Origin of the sequence: Microbacterium sp. Root322 (assembly GCF_001425645.1) — a bacterium.
GTDB lineage: Bacteria > Actinomycetota > Actinomycetes > Actinomycetales > Microbacteriaceae > Microbacterium > Microbacterium maritypicum.
The window spans coordinates 248,911-272,736 of the sequence record NZ_LMCS01000002.1; the positions used below are offsets into that span (position 1 = coordinate 248,911).

Annotated in this window: 19 protein-coding genes; 12 read left to right on the forward strand and 7 right to left on the reverse strand. The window is 70.2% G+C overall.

The window, feature by feature from the left end:
* Nucleotides 1-10: 10 nt before the first annotated feature.
* From ASC55_RS05975 to ASC55_RS06025, 11 genes are all read left to right on the forward strand, one after another.
* Complete coding sequence (locus ASC55_RS05975) at nt 11-1,009, forward strand: ABC transporter permease (RefSeq protein WP_055864836.1); 999 nt, start codon at nt 11-13, stop codon at nt 1,007-1,009.
* Nucleotides 1,009-2,937, forward strand: a complete 1,929-nt coding sequence (locus ASC55_RS05980; protein ID WP_200935147.1) for a dipeptide/oligopeptide/nickel ABC transporter permease/ATP-binding protein — start codon at nt 1,009-1,011, stop codon at nt 2,935-2,937. Before ASC55_RS05975 ends, ASC55_RS05980 begins: the two co-directional genes overlap by 1 nt.
* Entirely contained in the window at nt 2,934-3,977 is a 1,044-nt protein-coding gene (locus ASC55_RS05985) for an ABC transporter ATP-binding protein (RefSeq protein WP_082524247.1), read from the forward strand. The genes ASC55_RS05980 and ASC55_RS05985 overlap by 4 nt, the downstream gene beginning before the upstream one ends.
* Nucleotides 3,978-3,996: 19 nt before the next feature.
* On the forward strand, nt 3,997-7,329 hold the full coding sequence (locus ASC55_RS05990; protein WP_055873640.1) for a serine hydrolase: 3,333 nt from the start codon (nt 3,997-3,999) through the stop codon (nt 7,327-7,329).
* On the forward strand, nt 7,329-8,483 hold the full coding sequence (locus tag ASC55_RS05995) for a M20 family metallopeptidase (RefSeq protein WP_055873642.1): 1,155 nt from the start codon (nt 7,329-7,331) through the stop codon (nt 8,481-8,483). Before ASC55_RS05990 ends, ASC55_RS05995 begins: the two co-directional genes overlap by 1 nt.
* 2 nt (nt 8,484-8,485) lie before the next feature.
* Complete coding sequence (locus ASC55_RS06000) at nt 8,486-9,355, forward strand: GNAT family N-acetyltransferase (RefSeq protein ID WP_055873644.1); 870 nt, start codon at nt 8,486-8,488, stop codon at nt 9,353-9,355.
* Nucleotides 9,352-10,458, forward strand: coding sequence for an o-succinylbenzoate synthase (gene menC, locus ASC55_RS06005; protein ID WP_055873646.1), 1,107 nt, complete (start codon nt 9,352-9,354; stop codon nt 10,456-10,458). The genes ASC55_RS06000 and menC overlap by 4 nt, the downstream gene beginning before the upstream one ends.
* A 124-nt stretch (nt 10,459-10,582) precedes the next feature.
* Complete coding sequence (locus ASC55_RS06010; RefSeq protein WP_055873649.1) at nt 10,583-12,256, forward strand: helix-turn-helix domain-containing protein; 1,674 nt, start codon at nt 10,583-10,585, stop codon at nt 12,254-12,256.
* A 259-nt stretch (nt 12,257-12,515) separates the two neighbouring features.
* Nucleotides 12,516-12,977 carry an Lrp/AsnC family transcriptional regulator gene (locus ASC55_RS06015; RefSeq protein WP_055875950.1) on the forward strand — a complete coding sequence of 154 codons (462 nt, stop codon included), beginning with the start codon at nt 12,516-12,518 and terminating at the stop codon, nt 12,975-12,977.
* Nucleotides 12,978-13,068: 91 nt separating this feature from the next.
* Nucleotides 13,069-13,695 carry a hypothetical protein gene (locus ASC55_RS06020; protein ID WP_055873651.1) on the forward strand — a complete coding sequence of 209 codons (627 nt, stop codon included), beginning with the start codon at nt 13,069-13,071 and terminating at the stop codon, nt 13,693-13,695.
* Nucleotides 13,692-14,192: an RNA polymerase sigma factor gene (locus ASC55_RS06025; RefSeq protein WP_200935148.1), complete on the forward strand. Its 501-nt coding sequence runs from the start codon at nt 13,692-13,694 to the stop codon at nt 14,190-14,192. The genes ASC55_RS06020 and ASC55_RS06025 overlap by 4 nt, the downstream gene beginning before the upstream one ends.
* 36 nt (nt 14,193-14,228) lie before the next feature.
* Here the strand turns inward: ASC55_RS06025 and ASC55_RS06030 are convergent, their stop codons facing one another.
* The 3 genes from ASC55_RS06030 to rsmA are packed head-to-tail and all read right to left on the reverse strand — an operon-like array spanning nt 14,229 to nt 17,127.
* Entirely contained in the window at nt 14,229-15,161 is a 933-nt protein-coding gene (locus tag ASC55_RS06030) for a 4-(cytidine 5'-diphospho)-2-C-methyl-D-erythritol kinase (RefSeq protein WP_082524249.1), read from the reverse strand.
* 7 nt (nt 15,162-15,168) lie between these two features.
* On the reverse strand, nt 15,169-16,236 hold the full coding sequence (mgrA, locus tag ASC55_RS06035; RefSeq protein WP_055873654.1) for an L-glyceraldehyde 3-phosphate reductase: 1,068 nt from the start codon (nt 16,234-16,236) through the stop codon (nt 15,169-15,171).
* A 9-nt stretch (nt 16,237-16,245) separates the two neighbouring features.
* Complete coding sequence (rsmA, locus tag ASC55_RS06040; RefSeq protein ID WP_055873656.1) at nt 16,246-17,127, reverse strand: 16S rRNA (adenine(1518)-N(6)/adenine(1519)-N(6))-dimethyltransferase RsmA; 882 nt, start codon at nt 17,125-17,127, stop codon at nt 16,246-16,248.
* 90 nt (nt 17,128-17,217) lie between these two features.
* Between rsmA and ASC55_RS06045 the strand changes: the two genes are divergently transcribed.
* Nucleotides 17,218-18,486: an MFS transporter gene (locus ASC55_RS06045; RefSeq protein ID WP_055875968.1), complete on the forward strand. Its 1,269-nt coding sequence runs from the start codon at nt 17,218-17,220 to the stop codon at nt 18,484-18,486.
* Here the strand turns inward: ASC55_RS06045 and ASC55_RS06050 are convergent.
* The 4 genes from ASC55_RS06050 to ASC55_RS06065 all read right to left on the reverse strand — a co-directional run bounded on the left by ASC55_RS06050 (nt 18,465) and on the right by ASC55_RS06065 (nt 23,801).
* Entirely contained in the window at nt 18,465-19,343 is an 879-nt protein-coding gene (locus tag ASC55_RS06050; protein WP_055873659.1) for a TatD family hydrolase, read from the reverse strand. The genes ASC55_RS06045 and ASC55_RS06050 overlap by 22 nt on opposite strands.
* Nucleotides 19,344-19,372: 29 nt before the next feature.
* Complete coding sequence (gene metG / locus ASC55_RS06055) at nt 19,373-20,965, reverse strand: methionine--tRNA ligase (protein ID WP_055864867.1); 1,593 nt, start codon at nt 20,963-20,965, stop codon at nt 19,373-19,375.
* A gap of 61 nt (nt 20,966-21,026) precedes the next feature.
* Nucleotides 21,027-22,568 (reverse strand): molybdopterin-dependent oxidoreductase, encoded by a 1,542-nt coding sequence (locus tag ASC55_RS06060; protein WP_235563112.1) that lies wholly within the window; start codon nt 22,566-22,568, stop codon nt 21,027-21,029.
* A 63-nt stretch (nt 22,569-22,631) separates the two neighbouring features.
* On the reverse strand, nt 22,632-23,801 hold the full coding sequence (locus ASC55_RS06065; RefSeq protein ID WP_055864873.1) for a glycoside hydrolase family 1 protein: 1,170 nt from the start codon (nt 23,799-23,801) through the stop codon (nt 22,632-22,634).
* Nucleotides 23,802-23,826: the final 25 nt, after the last annotated feature.

Consider the following 23,826-nt stretch of genomic DNA (forward strand, 5'->3'; position numbering starts at 1 on the left):
GAGACAGCCGATGGCCAGCACCACCGCCACGCAGGCGATACTGATCAGATCCGCACGGTCGGACAACCCCTGGGTGTCCTTCCTGGTCCGGCGCGGAGGGCAGTTCCTGCTCTCGGTGTGGGTGCTGGTCACGGCTGCCTTCCTCATGATCCACCTGGTACCGGGCGACCCGGTGCGCGCGGCCCTCGGGCTGAACGCCCCGGCAGAGCTCGTCGAGGCCCGGCGCGCAGCCCTCGGCCTCGACCAGCCGCTCATCGTGCAGTACTTCCGCTACATCGGCGGCCTGTTCACCGGCGACATGGGCAGCTCGATGATCACCAGTCAGCCGGTCTCCCAGATCATCGCCACGCGGCTCCCCGCCACACTGCAGCTCGCCCTGCTCGCGGTGCTGCTGGTGCTGCTGGTCTCGGTCCCCCTCGGGGTGACGATGGCCGTCGCCACCCGCGGCGGTCGACGACGTGGCCTCGAGCTTGCGTTCGCCACCGGATCCGTGATCCTCGCCGCGATCCCCGAGTTCCTCCTCGCCGTGGGCCTCGTCTACGTGTTCGCGGTGTCACTGGGATGGTTCCCGGTGGCAGGCAACACCGCCCCGTTCTCGCTCGTCCTGCCCGTGGTGGCGCTCGCGGTCGGACCGATCGCGGTGTTCTCGCGCATCATCAGGGTCGAGGTCCTCTCGGTGCTCGGCCAGGACTTCATCCGCACCGCACGCGCCAAGCGTCTCGCGCCGCATCGCATCTATTCGCGCCACGCGCTGCCGAACGCCATGACCGCGACCCTCACCCTCACCGGCCTGCTGCTGACGGGCATGGTCGCCGGCACGGTGCTGGTCGAGAACGTCTTCGCGTGGCCGGGCCTCGGCACCATGATCGTGCAGTCGATCCTCACCAAGGACTACTCGGTCGTGCAGGGCATCGTGCTCGTCTACGGCGTCGGCGTACTCGTCGTGAACCTCGTGATCGACGTGATCCTCGCGCTCCTCGATCCTCGATCCACCATCAGGGAGGCATGATGTCGGCACGCACGGCATGGTCAGGCATCGTCCGCTCACCGCTCGGGATCACCTCTCTCGGCCTGATGCTGCTCGTCACCCTCGGCGCGATCTTCGCCCCGATGATCTGGGGCGCTCAGGCGGAACAGGTGAACCCTGCCGCCATCACCCAGGGCCCGAGCGTCGAGCATCTGCTGGGCACCGACACCCTCGGACGCGACGTGCTCGCACGCGTCCTGGTCGCCACCCGGCTCTCCGTGGTGCTCGCCGTGGTCGCCGTGGTCATCGGCGTGGTCGCGGGAACCCTGCTCGGCACGGCGCCGTCGGTGCTCCCGCGGTGGGCCGGACGACCGATCGTCGGGTTCGTGAACATCGCGGTCGCGTTCCCCGGGCTCCTGCTCGCGCTGTTCTTCGCGGTGATCTTCGGCGTCGGCTCCACCGGCGCCGTGCTCGCGATCGGCTTCGCGATGGCCCCGCAGTTCGCCCGGCTCACGCAGACCCTGTCGGCGGCGATCGCCGGTCGCGACTTCATCTCGGCCGCGCAGGTGGCCGGTGTCTCGCGCCTGCGCATCCTGATCCGGCACATCCTGCCCAACATCGGCGAACCGCTCATCGTGAATGCGACCGTGGCGGCAGGCTCCGCACTGCTCGCCTTCGCCGGCCTGTCGTTCCTGGGTCTGGGTGTGCAGGTGCCCGAGTACGACTGGGGGCGCCTGCTCGGCGAGGGACTGAACCGGATCTACCTCAACCCGGCGGCCGCCCTCGGACCCGCGGTGGCCGTGGTGATCGCCGGACTGGCGTTCAACCTCCTCGGCGAGACCGCCGCCGCCGCCCTCGGCGGGCGATCAGCCCGTCGCCGCCGCCGTCTGCCCGCCATCGCGCTCTCCGGCGCCACCCAGCCCGCGCAGGTCGACGGTGAAGAAGTGGTGCTCCTCGTCGACGACCTGCGCGTCTCCTTCCCGACGCCAGACGGATGGGTCACCCCGGTGCGCGGCGTCTCGTTCACGGTCTCGCGCGGCGAGGCGATCGGCGTCGTCGGCGAGTCCGGATCGGGCAAGAGCCTCACCGCGCTCGCCGCCGCCCGGCTCATCGAGCGGCCAGGCCACGTCGCAGCCGCACGGCTCGACTTCTGCGGCACCCCGCTGCTGACCACGTCAGACCGTGCGGTGCGGAGCCTGCTGGGCACCTCGCTCGCGATGGTGTTCCAAGACCCGATGACCTCGTTCAACCCGACCAGGCGCATCGGATCGCAGCTCGCCGAAGCCGCCTCAGAGCACCAGGGCATCACGCGGAAGCAGGCCATGGACCGGGCGATCGAACGGCTGCAGTCGGTACGGGTGCCCGCGGCCGCGCGACGAGCCCGCCAGTACCCGCACGAGTTCTCCGGCGGCATGCGTCAGCGCGCCATGATCGCCATGGGGCTCATGAACCACCCCCGGCTGATCATCGCGGACGAACCGACCACGGCACTGGACGTGACCGTGCAACGGCAGGTGCTCCAGCTGCTCGCGGGTGTGCGCCGCGACACCGATGCGGCGATCCTGCTCATCAGCCACGACATCGCCGTCGTCGCGCAGACCTGCGACCGGGTGCTCGTGATGTACGCGGGCCGGATCGTCGAGGATCTGCCGGCGGCGACCCTGCACACCGACGCCCGGCATCCGTACACCCGCGCCCTGCTCGACGTCGTGCCCGAGCTCGACGCCGACCGCGACGAACCGCTCAAGATGATCCCCGGCCGTCCTCCGGCACCGGGGGCCTTCCCCGTCGGCTGCGCCTTCGCCGCACGCTGCCCGCTCGCGACCGACCTCTGTCGCGAGAGCGACCCCGAACTCGTGGCCGACACCGATGGGCACAGGGTCGCCTGCTGGCATCCGGTCAGCGGTGAGACAGCGGTACCCGTGGCGATCGCCACGGCGGCGGAAGAGGAAGAGACGGTCCTGCGATGAGCGAGCTGCGTTTCGATCGGGTCAGCGTGCGCTACGGCACGCATCGGGCAGGTCTCACCGCCGTCGACGACGTCTCCCTCGTCGTCCCCTCCGGATCCGTGGTGGGGCTCGTGGGCGAGTCGGGTTCGGGCAAATCGACGCTGGCCCGCGCCGCGATCGGGCTCGCACCGATCAGCGAGGGTGCGATCACGCTCGACGGCGTGGACGTGCGCAGCTTCCGCCGTCGCCGCCCCCTCCAGATGGTGTTCCAGGATCCGTTCTCCTCGCTCGACCCGCGCATGACGATCGGCGAGTCCATCGCCGAGGCCCTCCCCCGCGACATCCGCGGTTCCGCGGCCCGGCGGGCCGAGGTCGCGCGTCTGCTCGACCTGGTGAGCCTCGACGCCGACCGCGCGCAGTCGCTCCCGGCCGCGCTCTCGGGCGGCCAGCGTCAGCGCATCGCCCTGGCCCGCGCGCTCGCTGCCCGGCCCGAGGTCGTGATCGCCGACGAGATCACCTCGGCGCTCGACGTGTCGGTCCAGGGCTCGGTGCTCAACCTCGTGCGGGAGCTGCGCGGCGAACTCGACCTCACCATGCTGTTCATCTCGCACAATCTGTCGGTCGTTCGCTACCTGAGCGACCACATCGCGGTGATGTATCTCGGGCGCATCGTGGAGTTCGGGCCCACCGAGCAGGTGCTCGCCGACCCGCAGCACCCCTACACGCGGGATCTGCTCCAGGCGGCGCCCACCCGGAACGGGAACCTGCTGGCGGTCGACCCGCTCGCGCCCGTCGACGTCGAGCCCGCCGACCCCCATTCGCCGCCCAGCGGATGCCGCTTCCATCCGCGGTGCCCGATCGGTCCTGCGGCGCGACCGGACCGGCAGATCTGCATGATCGCGGAACCTCCGCTGCCCGCGGGCGCGGCCGGCGCCGCCTGTCACTTCGCGGGCACGCACGCCGACGCGGCACTCGGAACTGTGCCCACCTCCCAAAGCATCCCCCTGGTTTCGGCCCCGCCCACAACACGGTCCCCGCTCCCAGCGGACACAGTGAACTGACCATCCGATTGGAGCTCTCATGAACCGCGTCACCGTCGACGATCTGCTCTCCGTCCGCACGCCGGAGCAGCCCGCCCTCTCTCCGGACGGCACACGCGTGGCCTTCGTGCTGCGCACGACCGACCGTGACGGCGACCGCGACACGCGAGCGCTGTGGCAGGTGCCGGCCACCGGCGGGACCCCCGTCGCACTGACCCGCGCGAGCGCGGACTCGACTCCGGTGTGGAGCCCGGACGGTTCGCAGCTGGCGTTCCTGCGTGCGCAGGACGGACCGGCGCAGATCTGGCTCCTTCCGTCCGCAGGGGGTGAGGCACACGAGGTCACGACGCTTCCCCTCGGCGCCGGCGCACCGACCTGGAGTCCCGATGGAGAGCGCATCGCCTTCACCGCGCCGGTCGACAGCGCGGCGCTCCCTGGCGAAGGGGCCGAGACGATCCTCGCGCGCCGGTCGGCACCGACCGCAGCCGACCGGCTCGGCTACAAGGCAGACGGCGCCGGCAACCTCGGCACCCTGGTGCAGCAGCTGCATGTGCTCGACGTCGCCTCGGGGAAGATCACGGTGCTCACTCACGGGCGCTCGCACGCATCCGAGCCGTTCTGGTCGCCCGACGGCACGCGGATCGCCTACTCCACGAGCGTCGACGACGACGCGGATCTGACGATGCGGATCCCCGTGTTCGTGCGCTCCTCGACCGATCCGAACAGCGAGGCCGTGCAGGTCAGCGCCGCCGATGTGCAGGCGACGGCCGTGGGCTGGACCCCGGATGGTCGCCATGTGCTCGCGGTCGGACGCACCGACACCGAGGTCGGCAATGCGGACCTGCTGCTCTTCCCGATCGACGGCGGCGATGCACGGAACGTCACGGCGAGCCTCGACCGCAACGTGATGCCGGGTGGTCCCGGCTACCCCGGCGGTATGCCGAAGTTCACGGACGACGGCGACATCGTGCTCTGCCTGCGCGACAACGGCTACTCGCACGTGTACCGCGTGGCACAGGACGGCACGGGCGCCGTGTCGCTCGTGGACGGCACCGCGAACGTGTCGGGGCTGTCGATCGCCGGATCCTCGGCCGCGATCGTGCTCGCGACGCCGGAGTCGTTCGGCGACGTCGCCCTCGTGGACCTCGGCGGCGGACCGACGCACATCCTCACCGCATACGGCACGCCCGACGTCGAACTCGTCCCGGCCGAGGAACGCCGCTTCACGATCTCCGACGGCACCGTGGTCACTGGATGGCTGCGCCGCGATCCCGACGCCACGGGGCCTCTCCCGCTGCTGCTCGACGTGCACGGCGGGCCGCACAACGCCTGGAACGGTGCTGCTGACCTCATCCACCCGTACCACCAGGTGCTCGCGCGCCGCGGCTGGGCGATCCTCACCCTCAACCCCCGCGGCAGCGACGGCTACGGTGACGCGTTCTTCGCCGCGGTCTCCGGCGAGTGGGGCGTCAGTGACGCGAACGACTTCCTCGAGCCGATCGACCTGCTCGTGGCAGAGGGCATCGCGGACCCGGCCCGCCTCGCCGTCACCGGGTACAGCTACGGCGGCTTCATGACCTGCTACCTCACTTCGCGCGACGACCGCTTCGCCGCGGCCGTGGCCGGAGGTGTGGTCACCGACCTGTTCTCGATGGGCGGAACCTCCGATTTCGGCCACCATCTCTCCGCGAAGGAGAACGGCGGTCTGCCCTGGCGCGACGAGGAGCGCATCTCGGCACAGTCGCCGTACACGCAGGTCGACCGGGTCACCACTCCCACTCTCATCCTGCATGGCGCGGCGGACGACCGCTGCCCGGTGGGCCAGGCCGAGCAGTGGTTCACGGCGCTGCGCGAGCGGAACGTTCCCACGCGGCTCGTGCTGTACCCCGGCGGCTCGCACCTGTTCGTGCTCTCCGGCCCTCCCTCGCACCGGGCGGACTACTCCCGACGGGTGATCGACTGGGTGGAGCAGTATGCGCCGCCGGCGGGAAAGCCGGTGCGCGCACGTCTCGACGCCCGTCACTGGCAGCAGCGGCTGAGTGCCCTCGCCGAGGCGCACAAGGTTCCCGGTGCGACGCTCGGCATCCTCCGCCTCGGCGAGGATCCGGTGTATGCCCATCACGGCATACTCAACGTGCGCACCGGGATCGAGACCACCGACGACTCGGTCTTCCAGATCGGCTCGATGGGCAAGGTGTGGACGGCATCCGTGGTGATGCGCCTGGTCGACGAGGGTCGGCTCGATCTCGACGCCCCGATCGTCGATTACGTGCCGGAGTTCGCCTCGTCCGATGCCGAAGTCACCCGCACCGTCACGATGCGCCACCTGCTCAGTCACACCAGCGGGATCGACGGCGACGTGTTCACCGACACCGGTCGCGGTGACGACACCCTCGAGAAGTACGTCGCGCTGCTCGACGGGGTCGCGCAGAACCATCCGCTCGGTGCGACCATGTCGTACTGCAACTCGGGATTCGTGCTCGCCGGCCGCGTGATCGAGAAGATCACCGGCACCAGCTGGGATCAGGCCATGCGAGACCTGCTGTTCACCCCGCTCGGGCTCACGCACTCGTGCACGCTGCCGGAGGAGGCGATCATGTTCCGCGCGGCGAGCGGCCACACCGAGGTCGGCGACGAGGGACCGACGCTCGCCCCGGCGTGGATGCTCCCCCGCTCGATGGGGCCGGCGGGTCTCATCAACTCCACCACCGCCGACGTGCTCGCGTTCGCCCGCATGCACCTCACCGGGGGCCTGGCCGCCGACGGCACGCGGGTGCTCTCGGAGGCCAGCGTGGAGCGGATGCAGCAGCACGAGGTCGATGTGCCCGATCCGTACTCGATCGGCGACAGCTGGGGCATCGGCTGGATCCGCTTCGACTGGGGCGGCCGCAAGCTCGTCGGCCACGACGGCAACACCATCGGACAGTCGTCCTTCCTGCGCATCCTGCTCGACGAGGGCGTTGCGGTCACCCTGCTCGCCAACGGCGGGAACACCCGCGACCTGTACGACGCGCTCTTCGGGGAGATCTTCGCCGAGGTCGCCGACGTGCACCTGCCTGCGGGACTCGTCCCGCCCGAGGAGCCCTTCACCGCCGACTTCTCGGAATTCGAGGGCATCTACGACCGGGCCGGTGTGCGCACCGAGATCTTCCGCGACGACGAGGGACTGCGCATGCGCACGACCTTGAACGGTCCCCTCGCGGCGCTGCTCCCCGACCCCGTGCAGGAGCACCCGCTGGTGCCCGTCCGCCCCGGCGAGTTCGTGATGCGCACGGAGGGTGAGCAGGCCTGGCACGCCGTGGTCTTCTACTCCCTGCCCAGCGGCGAGCGCTATCTGCACCACGGCGTGCGCGCAGCGCCGAAGGTGTCGTGATGAGCGTGCAGGCGGGCCCGGACCTCGACCTGGTCCTGGCCGAAATCGAGACACTCGTCTCCTGCGAGTCGCCGTCGGACGACCTCGATGCCGTCGCCCGCAGCGCAGGTGTCCTCGCGGCCCTCGGCGAAAGGCTTCTGGGCACAGCGCCGGAGCGCATCGTGATCGACGGGCGCACCCACCTGCGCTGGCGGTTCGGCGATCCGGTCGTGCTCGTCCTCGGCCACCACGACACGGTCTGGCCCCTCGGCTCGCTACAGCGGCTTCCTTTCCGGGTCGACGATGGCGTGCTGCGCGGCCCGGGATGCTTCGACATGAAGACCGGGGTCGTGATGGCCTTGCACGCCGTGGCGGCGCTGCCCGACCGCACCGGCGTCAGCATCCTGATCACGGGAGACGAGGAGCTGGGCTCTCCCAGCTCGCGCACGCTGATCGAGCAGGAGGCGCTCGGCTGCACCGCGGCGTTCGTGCTCGAAGCGGCAGCCGACGACGGCGCCGTGAAGATCGCCCGCAAGGGCGTCTCGCTGTACCGAGTGCATATCGCGGGGCGGGCGGCGCACGCCGGACTGGAACCGGAACGCGGTGTGAACGCCGCGGTCGAGGCCGCGCACCTGCTGCTCGCGATCTCCCGGCTCGGCGACGCGAACGCCGGAACCAGCGTGACCCCCACGCTCCTGCGCGCCGGCAGCACCACGAACACGGTGCCGGCCGAGGCGGAGTTCGCGGTCGATGTGCGGGTGCGCACGGTCGCCGAGCAGGACAGGGTGGATGCGGCGCTCCGCGCCATCCCCGCGACGCTTCCGGGTGCGTCCATCCGCGTGGAGGGTGGTGCGAACCGTCCTCCACTGGAGCCGGGATCATCGGCGCACCTGTTCGCACAGGCCGTCGCGATCGGCGAGAGCTCCGGCCTGACGCCGTTCCAGGGTGTCGCGGTCGGCGGGGCCTCCGACGGCAACTTCACCGCGGCTCTCGGCGTACCGACACTCGACGGCCTGGGCGCTGTGGGCGGCGGCGCGCACGCCGACGACGAGCATGTGGCGGTCGCGATGATCCCCGAGCGCACGTTGCTGCTGCGGGAGCTGATCGCCGCCGCACTGGCTGACCGAGAGAGATCCGCTACAGGGCACGGGACGCCGGCAGGAGGAAGGGTATGAGCATGACGGATGCCGCGGCCTTCCGCGCCTCGCCGGAGGAAGCCTCCGACGCCGCGATCGCCGCCGCCACGAGAGCCGGGGTGGAGATCCGCCTGCTCTCGGAAGTGAGCGACTTCGCCAGGGTCGCCGCGCTGTTCCAGAGCATCTGGACGAAGCAGGGCGAGACCTCCCCCGTCAACGTCGAGACTCTGCGGGCCCTGTCGAAGGCCGGCAGCTATGTGGGCGGCGCGTTCGAGCACGACGAGCTCGTCGGCGCATGCTTCGGATTCTTCGCCGCGCCCGATCAGCGCGCCCTGCACAGCCACATCGCCGGTGTCTCGTCGCGGATGCGGGGGCGCAGCGTCGGCTTCGCCCTCAAGGTGCATCAGCGCGCGTGGGCGCTGGAGGAGGGACTCGACGAGATCTCCTGGACCTTCGACCCGCTCATCAGCCGCAACGCGCACTTCAACCTCGTGAAGCTCGCCGCGACGCCGACGTCGTACCACCGCAACTTCTACGGGCACATGGCCGACGCTCTCAACGGTGCCGACGACACCGACCGGATGCTGGTGACCTGGTACGTGCGCGACCCCCGGGTCGTGGCGGCCTGTCACGGGGAGCCATTCGACGCTGCGCGCGACATCGCGGCCGCCGAGCCGCTGCTCGGTGTGGGCGAGGATCTCGGACCGCTCCGCCATCGCACCGACGCGCGACTGGTGCGCGTGGCACTGCCGCGCGACATCGAGACGTTGCGCCTCACGGAGCCGGCGCTTGCGACCGCGTGGCGTCTGGCGCTGCGCGAGACTCTCGGATCATCGCTGGAGGGTGGAGGGCGCGTGCTCTCGTTCGACCGCTCCGGCGCGTACACCATCGACAGAGGAGAACAGGGATGAAGCTCACCGGATTCGAGCTGCGTGTGATCGAGATGCCGCTGGTGTCGCCGTTTCGGACGTCGTTCGGCGTGCAGACCGTGCGCGAGGCGCTGGTGGTCCGCGCCGTCACCGACGAGGCGGAGGGCTGGGGCGAGGGTGTCGCGATGAACGACCCGCTGTACTCCTCGGAGTACGTCGAGGCGAGCGTCGATGTGATCACTCGATTCCTGCTGCCGGCGCTCGCCCAGGTGAAGGATCTGGATGCCGGGGGCGTCGCTCCTGCTCTCGCGAAGTTCAAGGGGCATCGCATGTCGAAGGCCGCCGTCGAGCTGGCGATCCTCGATGCCGAGCTGCGGGCCACCGGAGTGCCCCTCTCCCGCGAGCTCGGCGCCGTCCGCGACCGGGTCGACTGCGGCGTCTCGGTGGGGATCATGGACTCGATCCCCGAGCTGCTGGGCGCGGTGGGCGGCTACCTCGACGAGGGCTACGTGCGCATCAAGCTCAAGATCGAGCCGGGATGGGACATCGAGCCCGTGCGCGCCGTGCGCGAGCGCTTCGGCGACGACGTGCTGCTGCAGGTCGACGCGAACACCGCCTACCACCGCGGCGATGCGCGGCATCTCGCCAAGCTCGACCCGTTCGACCTGCTCCTGATCGAGCAGCCGCTCGACGAGGAGGATCTGCTCGGCCACGCACAGCTGGCCAGGGCGATCGCGACCCCGGTGTGCCTGGACGAGTCGATCGTGTCGGCCAGGGCGGCGGCGGACGCGATCGCGCTCGGCGCGTGCTCCATCGTGAACATCAAGCCGGGTCGCGTCGGCGGGTACCTCGAAGCGCGTCGCATCCACGACGTGTGCGTCGCCAACGACATCCCGGTGTGGTGCGGCGGGATGCTGGAGACCGGGATCGGGCGCGCGGCGAACGTCGCCCTCGCCGCCCTGCCGGGCTTCACGCTCCCGGGCGACACCTCGGGTTCCGGCCGCTACTACTCGCGTGACATCACCGATCCCTTCGTCGTGGAAGATGGCACGCTCACGGTTCCCACGGGGCCGGGGATCGGGGTCACCCCCGATCCCGATGCGCTGGACGCCGTGACGGTGCGCACCGAGTGGATCACCATCTGAACGCGGGCTGACGTCCCGAGTGGGGCACGATGATCCTGTCGAGATCGACGAAGAGTCGATACGATTTCGTCGTGCCCCACAGCTCCGCGACCGGCGGTCGCCCCCTAGCCTGGGCCCTGTGCTCATGTCCGTGACGACCAGGCCCCGCGCCAGCCTCGGCCGGGTCATCGAAGACCTCGGCACCACACTGCTCGAAGTGGTGAGCGGCGCGGCCGACGACGACGCCGAGATCGAGACCGTCGTGATCCACGACGTTCTCGACGACGCGATGCCGATGCGCGGTGCGCTCGTGCTGGGCGTCGGGCTGAGCGATGCGGATGAGATCGCCGCGTTGCTGCGGACCCTCGCCGCCCAGCACGCCTCCGCCCTCGTGCTGCGCGCTCCGGTGCGGGCGGAGCAGCCGGTGCGCGAAGCGTCCGAGGCCAGCGGCATCCCGGTCCTCGCCCTCACCCGCGGTGCGTCGTGGGCACAGCTGACCGCGATGCTGCGCTCGCTGATCGCCGAGGGCGACGTCGGCGACCAGGCGGCCACGACGCTAGGCGGGATGCCCTCCGGCGACCTGTTCGCGCTCGCGAATGCGATCGCGACCCTGCTGAATGCGCCGGTCACGATCGAGGACCGCAACTCCCGGGTGGTCGCGTTCTCCGGCCGCCAGCACGAAGCCGATCCGGCCCGCATCGAGACGGTGCTCGGTCGGCAGGTGCCCGAACGGTTCGCCCGGCAGCTCGAGGAGCGCGGCGTCTTCCAGGAGCTGTACCGCAGCGAGGATCCGATCGACGTCGGTCCTGTGCTCAACACCGAGGGCCTCCCCTCGTTCCCCCGCGTGGCGCTCGCGGTACGCGCCGGCGATGAGATCCTCGGCTCGATCTGGGCCGCGGTGCAGGAGCCCCTCTCCCCCGATCGCGTGCAGGCGCTCAAGGACTCCGCGGGCCTGGTGGCGCTACATCTGCTGCGGCTGCGCGCCGGAGCGGACGTCGAGCGTCGGCTGCGCGCCGACCTGCTCGCCACGATCCTCGAAGGAGGCCCGGGGGCGGCGGATGCGACGGCGCGACTTCGTCTGAGCGACCACCGGTGTGTGGTGCTCGCGCTGTCGGCCACAGAAGAGGTCGATGACGAGCCGTCCGCCGGAGCCCGCGGAGTTGCCGAGCGGCAGCGGATCGCCGATGCGTTCGCCGTGCATCTGGGCGCCGTGTATCTCCGTTCGGCGGTGGCCGTGATCGGAAACGTCGTGTACGCCGTCGTCGGCATCCGACCGGAGCAGGGCGACGCCGATCACGGCGGTGCACAGACCAGCGATGCCGACAGCCGTGCCGCGCGGGTCGCGGCAGACTTCCTCGGCCGGCTCGGCGCGACGAGCGAGATCCGCATCGGGGTCGGCACCGTGGCGCAGGAGGCAGCGAGCATCCCGTCGTCGCGCGCGAACGCCGACCGCGCGCTCCGTGTGGTCCGTCAGGCGCCCTCGCGCGAACCCGTGGCACGCTTCACGGCCGTGCAGATGGAGGCCCTGCTGGTCGAGCTCGGCGACCTCGTCCGCGCCCGGGGCGACCAGCCGACCGGTCCGGTCGCGCAGCTGCTGGCGCAGGACCGGGAGAAGGGCACGCATCTGGTCGAGACGCTGCGGGCCTGGCTCGACGCCTTCGGAGATGTGGCGGTCGCCGCCGCACGGGTCTACACGCACCCCAACACGTTCCGCTACCGGTTGCGCCGCCTGTCGGAGATCAGCGGACTCGATCTGACCGATCCGGAAGCCCGGTTCTCGGCCATGGTTCAGCTGCGACTGCTGGTGCCCCGCGACTGACGCACGACGTGCGATGACAGCGCCTGCCCCGCCCCTCATCGGGACGGGGCCGACTGAGGCTCGTGGCCCGTCGCCGTCTGCACTCGGCGACTGCGGGCTCGTGGCCTCCGCGTCGAGTGCGCTCGATGTCCGCTCGTGGCCGACATCCTGCGTTTCTGACACTGATTCCAACACACGGCGATCACGAAGACCATAGAGTGGATTCTGATTGATCGGTTCGATCAATCATGACCCGATGACGAAGGCGACGGTGATCGAAATGGCCAACCTCGACGAGACCGACCGGAGGATCCTCACGGTGCTCGACACGGACCCGCGGCGGCCGGTCGCCCTGATCGCCCAGGATCTGGGTCTCGCCCGCGGCACGGTGCATGCCCGTCTCGACCGCCTCGAATCGGACGGATACCTGCGCGCGCACAGCTCGCGCATCCTCCCCCAGTCCCTGGGCCGCGGCGTCGCGGCGTCGATCCTGGTCGAGCTGGATCAGCATCAGATCACCGCCGCCATCGATGCCCTCAGCCGCGTGCCCGAGGTGCTGGAGTGCTTCGCTCCCGCCGGCGACACCGACCTGCTGCTGCGGGTCGTCGCCAAGGACCCGGACGACCTCTACCGCGTGGCAGAAGTCGTGCGCCTATGCCCCGGCATCCTCCGCACCTCGACGAGTCTCTTCCTCCGCGAGGTGATCCCCTACCGTGTGAGCGCGCTGCTCAACGCGGGGTGAGGCCGGATCCCGCCGAAACGGCAGGTGCGTCATCACGGACGCCGGTGGTGGACATATCCCCTGTGACGGCCCTTCACGACAGGAGCGAGACATGGACACCCCGGATCGACTGGATCTTCTTCTCGAGCACACCGCACCCGATGCGGTGCACATCGACGATGCCCTCACCCGCGATATGGACACCGTCGCGGCGCTGGCACGTGCGCAGGTCGCCGCCGAGCGTCCGCCCGTCCGGCGCGTGCCCCGGGTGACCGCGGGCCTGGGACTGGCCGCGCTGCTCTGCTGCGGGGCCGGAGCCGCCGTCGCCACTGGCGGATTCGACTGGCTCCCGTGGGCGCAGGATCCGGATGTCGCCTACGCCTTCACGCTGCCCAGCGGCCGCGAGTGCGAGGTGCGCATCGTCCTGGAGCAGACGGAGCCCGCGGGCGAGTGGGACGCGTTCGTCGCCGGCGTCGGCGCCCTCACGGTCGACCAGACAGCCGTCGACCGACGTGCGGACGAGATCCGTTCCGACCCGCATGCCATCATCCAGGTGCTCGGCGCAGACGGGTCGTCGCAGGATCCGCAGCCGGGAGTGGAACCGACCGAGGACGACTGGTCCGCGACCGCGCACTACGTCGCCCTGGGGGAGGCGACGAATCGGCTCTCGGCGGCGGCCGGGATCGACGGCTGGTGGACCTCGGATGCTCAGCTGCTGTGCGAGGCCGTGAACCCGTGAACGCGTCCATCCGCACACAGAAGCTCCTGACCGCGGCGTTGCGGGAGTCCAACGGCGACATCCTTCGCTATCTGCAGCGTCGCGTCGGCCCCGTCGACGCTCCCGACCTGTTCGGTGAGACGCTCCTGATCGCGTGGCGCCGCGTCGACGACCTGCCCGAGAATCCGCTCGAGATGCGGATGTGGCTGTTCGGACTCGCGCGAGGTACGCTGCAGAACCACGCGCGGGGCGAGCGTCGGCGTGCGGCCTTGGCCGACCGGATCCGTGCCCACATGCCGCGGGCGTCGGACACCCCCGCGGCGGACGAGGGCGACGAGGTGCGCGACGCGCTCAGCCGCCTCCGTCCGGAGCTCGCGGAGATCGTCCAGCTCGTGCATTGGGACGGGTTCCGGATCGGAGAGGCCGCCGAGATCGTCGGCGTTCCCGCCGCGACGGCCCGCTCGCGCTACGCCCGTGCCAAGCAGGAGCTGCGGGCGGCACTCGGCGCGCTCGCCTGAAGGAGTGAGGCCGGATCCCGCCGAAACGGCGTCCGCTCAGCCGATGATGCGCGCGCCGGGCACCGGACCGTGCACGTGGAGCGGATCGAGGCCGGTCTCCCGCAGGGAGGACTGCACGTCCTGTGCCGTCTCGGGGTCGGGGCAGAGCAGCGCGACCGTGGGTCCTGATCCCGACACGATGCCCTGGAGCGCTCCGGCGGCGATGCCCTGCCGGATCGTCTCGGCGAGGTCGGGCCGTTCGTAGAGGGCCGCGGCCTGCAGGTCGTTGAACAGCGTCTCGGCGAGCTGGACCGGGTCGCCCGACCGGAGAGCCTGCAGCACCGGGATCGGCACGTCTAGCGACAACGGCGGGTCATCGGCGAGGGCGCCCTCCTCCTCGCGCAGCAGGTCGAGACGTTCGTAGACCACGGGCGTCGAGAGTCCCTGCTCGCTGGGCACCAGGATCCAGTCGAAGCGACCCCGTGCGAGCGCCGGATTGAGCTGATCGCCGCGGCCGGTGCCCACCGCCGTGCCGCCGTGCAGCGCGAACGGCACATCGGCGCCGAGGCGGGCGGCCAGATCGTGCAGACGGGTCTGCGACAGGCCCGTGCCCCACAGTGCGTCGCAGGCGACCAGCGCGGCCGCGGCATCGGCTGATCCGCCGCCCATGCCGCCGGCCACGGGCACGCTCTTGCGGATCTCGAGCGCGACGCCGCCCCGGTGATCCACCGCCACCGCGAGCAGCTTGGCCGCACGCATCGCCAGGTTGCGGTCGTCGAGGGGGACCGAGTCGATGTCTTCCACACCAGAGACCGTGACCGAGAAGTCGTCGGCAGGGCGTGCGATCACGTCTTCGTAGAGCGAGACCGCCTGGAAGACCGTCGCCAGCGCGTGGTAGCCGTCGTCATGCCGGCCGCCGACCCCGAGGAAGACGTTGATCTTGCCCGGGGCGCGCACGTGCACGGAATCGGCGAACGCGGCATGGCTCATGATCGGCTCACAGCTCCGAGGACTTCGCCCACAGGTTGACGTCGATGGCACCGGCGAGCTCGTCGATACGCGCGAGCTCCTCGGTGGTGAAGGCAGGGCCGTTCACGGCCGCGATGTTCTCGTCGAGCTGCTCCGGACGCGAGGCTCCGATCAGCGCGGAGGCCACGACGGGCGTGCGCAGCGTCCACTGCAGTGCGAGCTGCGCGAGCGACTGGCCGCGACCCTGTGCGACCTCGTTGAGCGAGCGCAGCGTCTGGACGGCCTCCTCTGTGAGCCGGCCCTCGGGCAGCGAGCCGCGCTTCTGCGCGCGCTCGGCCGTGCCGTCTCCGAGGTATTTGTCGGTGAGCAGCCCCTGCGCCAGCGGCGTGAAGGCGATCGCCCCGAGGCCCGACTGCTCGAGCGTGTCGGTCAGTCCGTCTTCGACCCAGCGGTTGAGGATCGAGTACGCCGGCTGGTGGATGACGAGCGGTGTGCCGAGGTCCGTCGCGACCGCGACGGCTTCTGCCGTGCGCTCGGCGCTGTACGACGAGATGCCGACGTAGAGCGCCTTGCCCTGGCGGACGAGGGTGTCGAGGGCGCCGACCGTCTCAGCGATCGGGGTGACCGGGTCGACCCGGTGCGAGTAGAAGATGTCGACGTAGTCGAGCCCCATGCGGGTCAGCGACTGCTCGGCGCTCGCGAGGATGTACTTGCGGCTCGCGAAGTCGCCGTACGGCCCCGGCCACATGTCCCATCCGGCCTTCGACGAGATGATCAGCTCGTCGCGGTACGGGCGGAAGTCCTCGGCGAAGATGCGGCCGAAGTTCTTCTCGGCCGAGCCGTAGGGCGGACCGTAGTTGTTCGCCAGATCGAAGTGGGTGATGCCGCGGTCGAACGCGTGGCGCAGCAGTGCGCGCTGATTGTCGAGCGGGATGTTGTCGCCGAAGTTCCACCACAGCCCGAGCGAGATCGGCGGCAGGTACAGGCCGGAGGTGCCGACCTGCCGGTAGGCGAACTGCTGATAGCGACTCTCGTCGGCCGCGTACGGACGGTGCAGCTCGGGGACATCGGGGCGGAAGCGGGGGGACTCGTTCACGGTGCCAGGTTACTGGGTGGGAGCGACGTCGTCAGTGAGAACCTCGGACGCGGCCGCGTGCTGTGCGATGCGCTGGTAGTCCTCGACGGTGAGGTCCTCGCCACGAGCCGTCGGCGCGACGCCGGCGGCGATCAGCACCTCGGAGGCCGCCGCGGAACTGCCGAAGATGCCGGACAGCGCCTGACGGAGCATCTTACGACGCTGGTTGAAGGCGGCGTCGACGATCCGGAACGTGCGACGACGTTCCTCTTCGGTGCCCCGCTCCCCCGCGGAACGGTCGAACCCGACGAGCAGGCTGTCGACGTTCGGCACCGGCCAGAACACCTGACGGGAGACGTTCCCGGAGAGCTTCCACTCGCCGTACCAGGCGGCCTTGACACTGGGCGAGCCGTAGATCTTCGAACCGGGCTTGGCGGCCAGCCGCTCGGCGACCTCGGCCTGGACCATCACGACACCGCGCTGCAGATAGGCGAAGTTCTCGAGGAAGTGCAGCAGCACCGGCACCGAGACGTTGTAGGGCAGGTTGGCCACCAGCACCGTCGGCTCGCCAGGCAGCTCGGTGATGCGCAGCGCATCGGCATCGACGACCGTGAGGCGGTCGGCTTCGACGCCGTGCTCGGCGGCGGTCTGCGCGAGGCGGGCCGCGAGGCGGTGATCGATCTCGACGGCCGTGACCGATGCGCCGGTCTCCAGGATCGCGAGTGTCAGCGACCCGAGCCCCGGGCCGACCTCGACCACGCGCTCGTCCGGTTGCACGCGGGCCGCCTGCACGATCTTGCGGACGGTGTTCGCGTCGGTGACGAAGTTCTGGCCGAGCTTCTTCGTCGGGGTGACGTCGAGCTCGGCGGCGAGGCGGCGGATCTCGGTGGCGCCGAGCAGGGTGACGGTCATCCTCCCATTCTCCCCCACGGCACCGATGTCTCCCGCCGTCAGTAGTCTTCTCTGGTGCCCTCCCTCGGTGAACTCGTCGCGCCCCGCCGCATGGGCCGGGACTTCCGATGGCTGCTCGCCTCCTCGTGGACGAGCAACATCGGCGACGGCGTCGCCCTCGCGGCCGCTCCCCTGCTCATCGCGTCGATGACCTCCTCGCCGATCCTGGTGGCGGCCGGTGCGATCCTGCAGTTCCTCCCCTGGTTGCTGTTCGGGCTGCACGCGGGCGCGATCGCCGACCGCTTCGACCGTCGGCGCCTCGTCATGTTCGCGAACGCCGCCAGGGCCGTGGTGCTCGCGGCGCTGTGCATCTTCCTCATCACGGGTGTCGCGAACATCTGGATCGTGCTCGCCGTCGCGTTCCTCTACGGCACCGCCGAGGTCTTCGTCGACACGGCGGGCAGCACTCTGCTGCCGATGCTCGTGAAGCCCGCCGACCTCGGGATCGGCAACGCGCGTCTGCAGGCCGGATACCTCGTGGCGAACCAGTTCGCCGGCCCGCCGCTGGGCGCGTTCCTGTTCGCCGCGGGCACTGCCTGGCCGTTCCTGCTCGAAGTCATGTGCGTGAGCTTCGCGGTCGTGCTCATCTCGCGCATGGCCAAGACGCCCGTCCCGCCCCGCGAGACCGATACGCACCCGCCCGTGCACACCGACATCGCCGAAGGTCTGCGCTGGCTGTGGCGCAACCCTCCGGTGCGCATGCTCGTGCTCATCATCCTGGTCTTCAACATCACCTGGGCAGCCCCCTGGGGCGTGCTCGTGCTGTACGCCACCGAGCACCTGCACATGGGCGCTGTCGGCTACGGAGCGCTCACGACCGCGTCAGCGGCCGGCGGCATCCTCGCGACGCTCAGCTTCGGCTGGCTGGAGAGGCACGTGTCCTTCGCGACGCTGATGCGGGTGGTGCTGTCGCTCGAAGTGCTCATGCACCTGTCGTTCGCGCTGACCACGACCGGCTGGGTCGCGCTGGTCATCATGTTCTTCTTCGGCGCCTATGCGTTCGTGTGGGGCACGATCTCCACGACCGTGCGGCAGCGCCTGGTTCCCGCCGAGCTGCAGGGGCGGGTGGCCTCGGTGAACATGGTCGGAGTCTTCGGCGGCATGGTCGTCGGGCAGGCGCTCGGCGGCGTGATCGCCCAGGTATGGGGGCTCACCGCACCGTGGTGGTTCGCGTTCGTCGGCGCGGCTCTCACGCTGCTGCTGGTGTGGAAGCCCATCTCGCAGATCGTGTCGGCGAAGCCCATCGCCGACACGAGCCCCGAAGACGCGGAACCCGCAAGTCAGGAGTCGAACGAGCCTCAGGAGTCGAAGGAGCCGTAGACCCGCAGGGTGTTCTGGGCGAGCTGGGCGCACAGCTCATCCACGTCGATGCCGAGCTCCGCAGCCATGAAGCGCACCGTGATCGGCACGAGGTACGGCGCGTTCGGGCGGCCTCGCAGCGGCACCGGAGTGAGGAACGGGGCGTCCGTCTCGACCAGGATGCGATCGAGCGGGGTGACCTGCAGCGCGTCGCGCAGGTTCTGGGCGTTCTTGAACGTGAGGTTCCCCGCGAACGACAGGTGGTAACCGGCGTCGGCGCAGATGCGGGCCATCGCGTCATCGCCCGAGAAGCAGTGGAACACCGTGCGCTCCGGCGCACCGACGCGGGCGAGCGTCTCCAGCACCGCCTCGTGCGCGTCGCGATCGTGGATCTGCATCGCGATGCCGTGCTTCTTCGCGAGGGCGATGTGCGCCTCGAACGACTCGAACTGCGGCGCCTGCCGCTCGGGCTCCGTGCGGAAGAAGTCCAGGCCCGTCTCGCCGATCGCCCTGGTGCGCGGGTGGGCGGCGAGTTCGTCGATCACCGCGATCGCCTCGTCGAGACGACCTTCCTCGGCATAGGTCGGCGCGTCGTTGGGGTGGATCGCCACGGCGGCGAGCACGCGCGGATCGGATGCCGCGGCCTCGACAGCCCACCGCGACGACTCGATGTCGCCCGAGGCCTGGACGACCCCGGCGATGCCCACGGCCGCCGCGCGGTCGAGCTGTTCGGTCAGCGACAGCGGCTCGTCGCCGTCGACGATCTCGAGGTGCGCATGGTTGTCGTACACCGGAACCGTCAGCGGCTCAGGGGCGGACGGATACTTCAGATCCTTGCGTCCGTCCCCCGAGCGCTCACGCACGTAGGTCTCGGCCATGTCGTCGAGCTCCGTCGTCGGGCCGCGGCTCAGGCCGTGGTCTCCACCCGCGGGAACAGCGGGGCGAGGCCGTTCACGCTGGTACCGGGACGAAGCACGCCCCAGGTGCCGGCCTCGCGGATCGGCTGGTCCTGCAGACGGCCCAGGCTCTCAGCGGCCCCGAGGGCGATCCAGAGCTTCTCGGTCGACTGCGGCATCACCGGCGAGAGCAGCACCGCGAGCGCGCGCAGGCCCTCGGCGCAGGTGTACAGCACGGTGCCGAGGCGCGCGCGCTGGTCCTCGTCTCCGCTGTTCGCCTGCTTGGCCAACGCCCACGGCTCGTTCACGGTGATGTAGCCGTTCAGCGCGTCGACGATCGTCCAGATCGACGAGATCGCCTCGTCGATGCGGAACTGCGCGACCGCGGCATCCGCGTTCGTCGCCGCATCCGCCACGATCTTCTGGATAGCGAGATCCTTCTCGGTGTACTCGGCCGCGGGGGGAACGACGCCCTCGAAGTATTTCTCGATCATCGCGGTCGTGCGCGAGGCGAGGTTGCCGAAGCCGTTCGCGAGCTCGGCCTGATAGCGGGCCGACAGGTCTTCCCACGAGAACGAGCCGTCCTGGCCGAAGGCGATCGCGGAGAGGAAGTAGAAGCGGTAGGCGTCGGAACCGAAGACATCGGTGATCTCGGTCGGCGCGATGCCGGTGAGCTTCGACTTGGACATCTTCTCGCCGCCGACGAGCAGCCAGCCGTGCGCGAAGACACCCTTGGGCACCTCGAGGCCGGCCGCCATCAGCAGCGCCGGCCAGATCACGGCGTGGAAGCGCAGGATGTCCTTGCCGACCACGTGGTACGCGGGCCAGCGACGCTCGAACGTCTCCTCGTCGGAGCCGTAGCCCACCGCCGTGGCGTAGTTGAGCAGGGCGTCGACCCACACGTAGATGACGTGCGACTCGTCCCACGGCAGCGGGATGCCCCAGTCGAACGTCGACCGCGAGATCGACAGGTCCTTGAGGCCCTGGCTCACGAAGGAGACGACCTCGTTGCGTGCCGAGTCGGGGCGCACGAAGTCGGGCTGGGTCTTGTAGAGCTCGAGCAGACGGTCCTGGAACTCGCTGAGCTTGAAGAAGTAGTTCTTCTCCTGCAGCAGCTCCAGCGGCTTCGAGTGGATCGCACAGACCTTCAGCCCCTCGAAGGGACCGGTGCCGTCGACGATCTCCGACTCGGGCTTGAACTCCTCGCAGCCCACGCAGTAGAGCGCCTCGTACTCGCCCGCGTAGATGTAGCCGCGGTCGTACAGGCGCTGGAAGAACGTCTGCACGTTCGTCTCGTGGCGTTCCTGCGTGGTGCGGATGAAGTCGTCGTTGGCGACGTCGAGCGTCGTCAGCAGCGGGAACCAGCTCTCGCTGACGAGCTTGTCGACCCACTCCTGCGGGGTGACGTTGTTCGCCGCCGCGGCCCGCAGCATCTTCTGCCCGTGCTCGTCGGTGCCCGTGAGCATCCAGGTGTCATCCCCCGCCTGGCGGTGCCACCGTGCGAGCGTGTCGACGGCCACCGTCGTGTACCCGTGGCCGATGTGGGGCACGTCGGACGGGTAGTAGATGGGCGTGGTGATGTAGAAGGATTCGCCTGCGGGCATGGAGCAATTCTAGGCGGGATACCGCGGGGGGTTACGCCGTGCGCCGGAGGAATCCCCCGGCTCACGCCACCGACACGTCGATCCGATGCCACCCCTGCGCGCCGTCGGGCGCGGGGGCCGCCGGATCCGCTGTCTGCGTCTCGCCATCGACGCTGAGCGCCCGGCATTCGACGGTGTGCGCGCCGCTCTCCGCCACCCAGTCGATGCTCCACTGCACCCACGTGTCGGCCGAGATGGCGGTCGCGAGTTCCGCGGCACGCCAGGGACCGTCGTCGATGCGCACCTCGACGCCGGCGATGCCGACGTGCTGCTGCCAGGCCATTCCGGCGATCACCGCGTCTCCCGCCGGGATCGACTGCCCGCGGCGTGGCACGTCGATGCGCGACTGCAGCTTGACCGGTCCGCGATCGGACCATCCGCGCGTCGTCCAATAGGCCTTTGCACGGTCGAACCGCGTCACCTCCAGCTGCGTGACCCACTTCGTGGCCGACACGTAGCCGTAGAGCCCCGGCACCACCATCCGCACCGGGAAGCCGTGCTCGATCGGCAGCGGCTCGCCGTTCATGCCGACCGCGAGCAGGGCGTCGCGGTCATCGGTCAGAGCCTCGATCGGGGTCGATGCCGTGAAGCCGTCGGCGGAGGTCGAGAGCACCATGTCGGCCTCGGCGTCGACGCCCGCGCGTGCGAGCAGCTCCCGCACCGGCACACCCAGCCAGCGGGCGTTGCCGATCAGCGAGCCGCCCACTTCGTTCGACACGCACGCGAGCGTCACGTCGGACTCCTGCATCGGCATGGCGAGCAGCTGGTCCCAGGTGATCTCCACCTCGCGGTCGACCATCCCGTGGATGCGCAGCGACCAGTCGGCAGGATCGACCTGCGGCACGATCAGGGCGGTGTCGATGCGGTAGAACTCCGCGTTCGGGGTCACGACGGAGGCGAGGCCGGGTATCCCCAGCTCCGCGCCGGCGGCGACCGGGGCGGCCGGTCGTGCCGCGACAGGCAGTCGCAGTGCCGCGCGGACCGCCTCGATCGAACGGGTCGCGCCGCGGGCGACGTTGCCGACGATGAGGGCGACGGCGCCGGCGGCGGCGACCCCGGCGGTCCAGATCAGGAACCGTCTCCGATCCTCGCCGTCGGGTGGCAGGCCGGCGACCGGACGCAGTCGAGCGACGAGGAGGCGCAGGACGATCACCGCGACCAGACCGGCGACGAGACCGGGAAGCCATGCGAACGGCCCCGCACCGGGGCGGATCATCGCGGCGACGACGGCGAGGACGCCGAGTGCTCCCAGGATCACGGCGCCGACACCGGACCGTCGACGCTCCAGGATGCCCGCGCCGGCGGCGACGACCACGAGCACCAGAGCGATACCCACGATCAGCGCCACCTTGTCGCCGGTGCCGAACAGCGCGATGGCTGTGTCCTTCGCCCAGCTCGGTGCGAGGTCGATGAGCCCGCTGCCGATCACGGCGAACGGGCTCGCGCTCGGCTCCACCACCGCGGCGACGAGTTCCGCCAGGCCGACGGCGAGGAACGATGCGCTCAGTCCGGCTGCGGCCGAGCGGAGCGTGTCCTCCCTGGTCGCGTGCATGGCGTTCGTCATGACCCGAGGGTAACCCCGCCACGGATGCCGGGGGCGCATCCGAGGCGGGGTCGTCGACCGGTCTCAGAGACCGTTGCGGCGCGCGACCTCACCCAGCCACGCGAGCGAGGGCTTCGGCGAGCGCGCGAACGTCTCGTGGTCGAAGCCGATCAGCCCGAACGTGGGCCGGAAGCCGCTGGCCCACTCGTAGTTGTCCAGGGCGCTCCAGTGCTGGTAAGCGCGCACGTCGATGCCGTCGGAGATCGCGCGGTGCAACCCCTCCAGCGCTCCCTGCGTGTAGGCGATTCGCCGGGTGTCGTCGGCGGTCGCGATGCCGTTCTCGGTCACGAGCACCGGCACGCCGCCACTGCGCTCCCAGGCGCTGCGCACACCCATCTCGAGGGCCTCGGGGAAGAACTCCCAGCCGGTCAGCGTGGTCTCGACGTCCGGCGACACCGGCAGCGGACCCTCCGGGCCGATGAAGGTGCGGGTGTAGGCCTGCACTCCGACGAAGTCGTCGCCGGCCGACTGGTCGAGGTACCAGTGGTCGCGCGGGTCGCCGTACGTGGCGAGCATCTCGTCGGCGCCGGGCTCACCGGTGGAGTGGAACGCCTGCGTGGCGATCGTCCATCCGGCCTTGACTCCCGGTACCGAGTGCAGGATCTCGGTGGCACGGTGGTGCGCCGCGAGCAGTGTGTCGGCCACGGCGAGGTCGGGGTTCGGGAGGCCGTAGGCGACCAGATTCGCCGCGTCCTCTCCCCCGGCCAGCATCGCGGCGATGTTCGGCTCGTTGATGGTGCACACGTAGTCGATGCCGTCGAGGATCGGCAGCACGGTCTCGACGTAGCGGGCGAACAGGTCGACCGCATCATCGGCGCGCCAGAAGCCGTCCTTCTGGAACCACTGCGGCACCGTGAAGTGCATGAGCGTGACCGTGGGGTCGAGCCCGTTCTCGCGCGCCGTGTCGATCATGCGGCGGTAGTGGTCGAGCATCGCCCGGGAGACGAAGCCGCGCTCGGGCTCGATCCGCGCCCACTCCACCGAGAATCGGTAGGAGTTCAGCCCGGCGTCGGCGAGCAGCCGCATGTCCTCCGGGTAGCGATGGAAGTGATCGGCGGCGTCGCCGGAGGGCTCCACCATGGGCGAGCCGGGGGCGTGTTCCATCGCCCACCAGTTGCTCGTGGTGTTGTTGCCCTCCACCTGGTGGGCCGCTGTCGCGGCACCCCACAGGAAGCCGTCGGGGAATGCGAGCACGAGTGCTCCTCTCGGTGTTGATGTA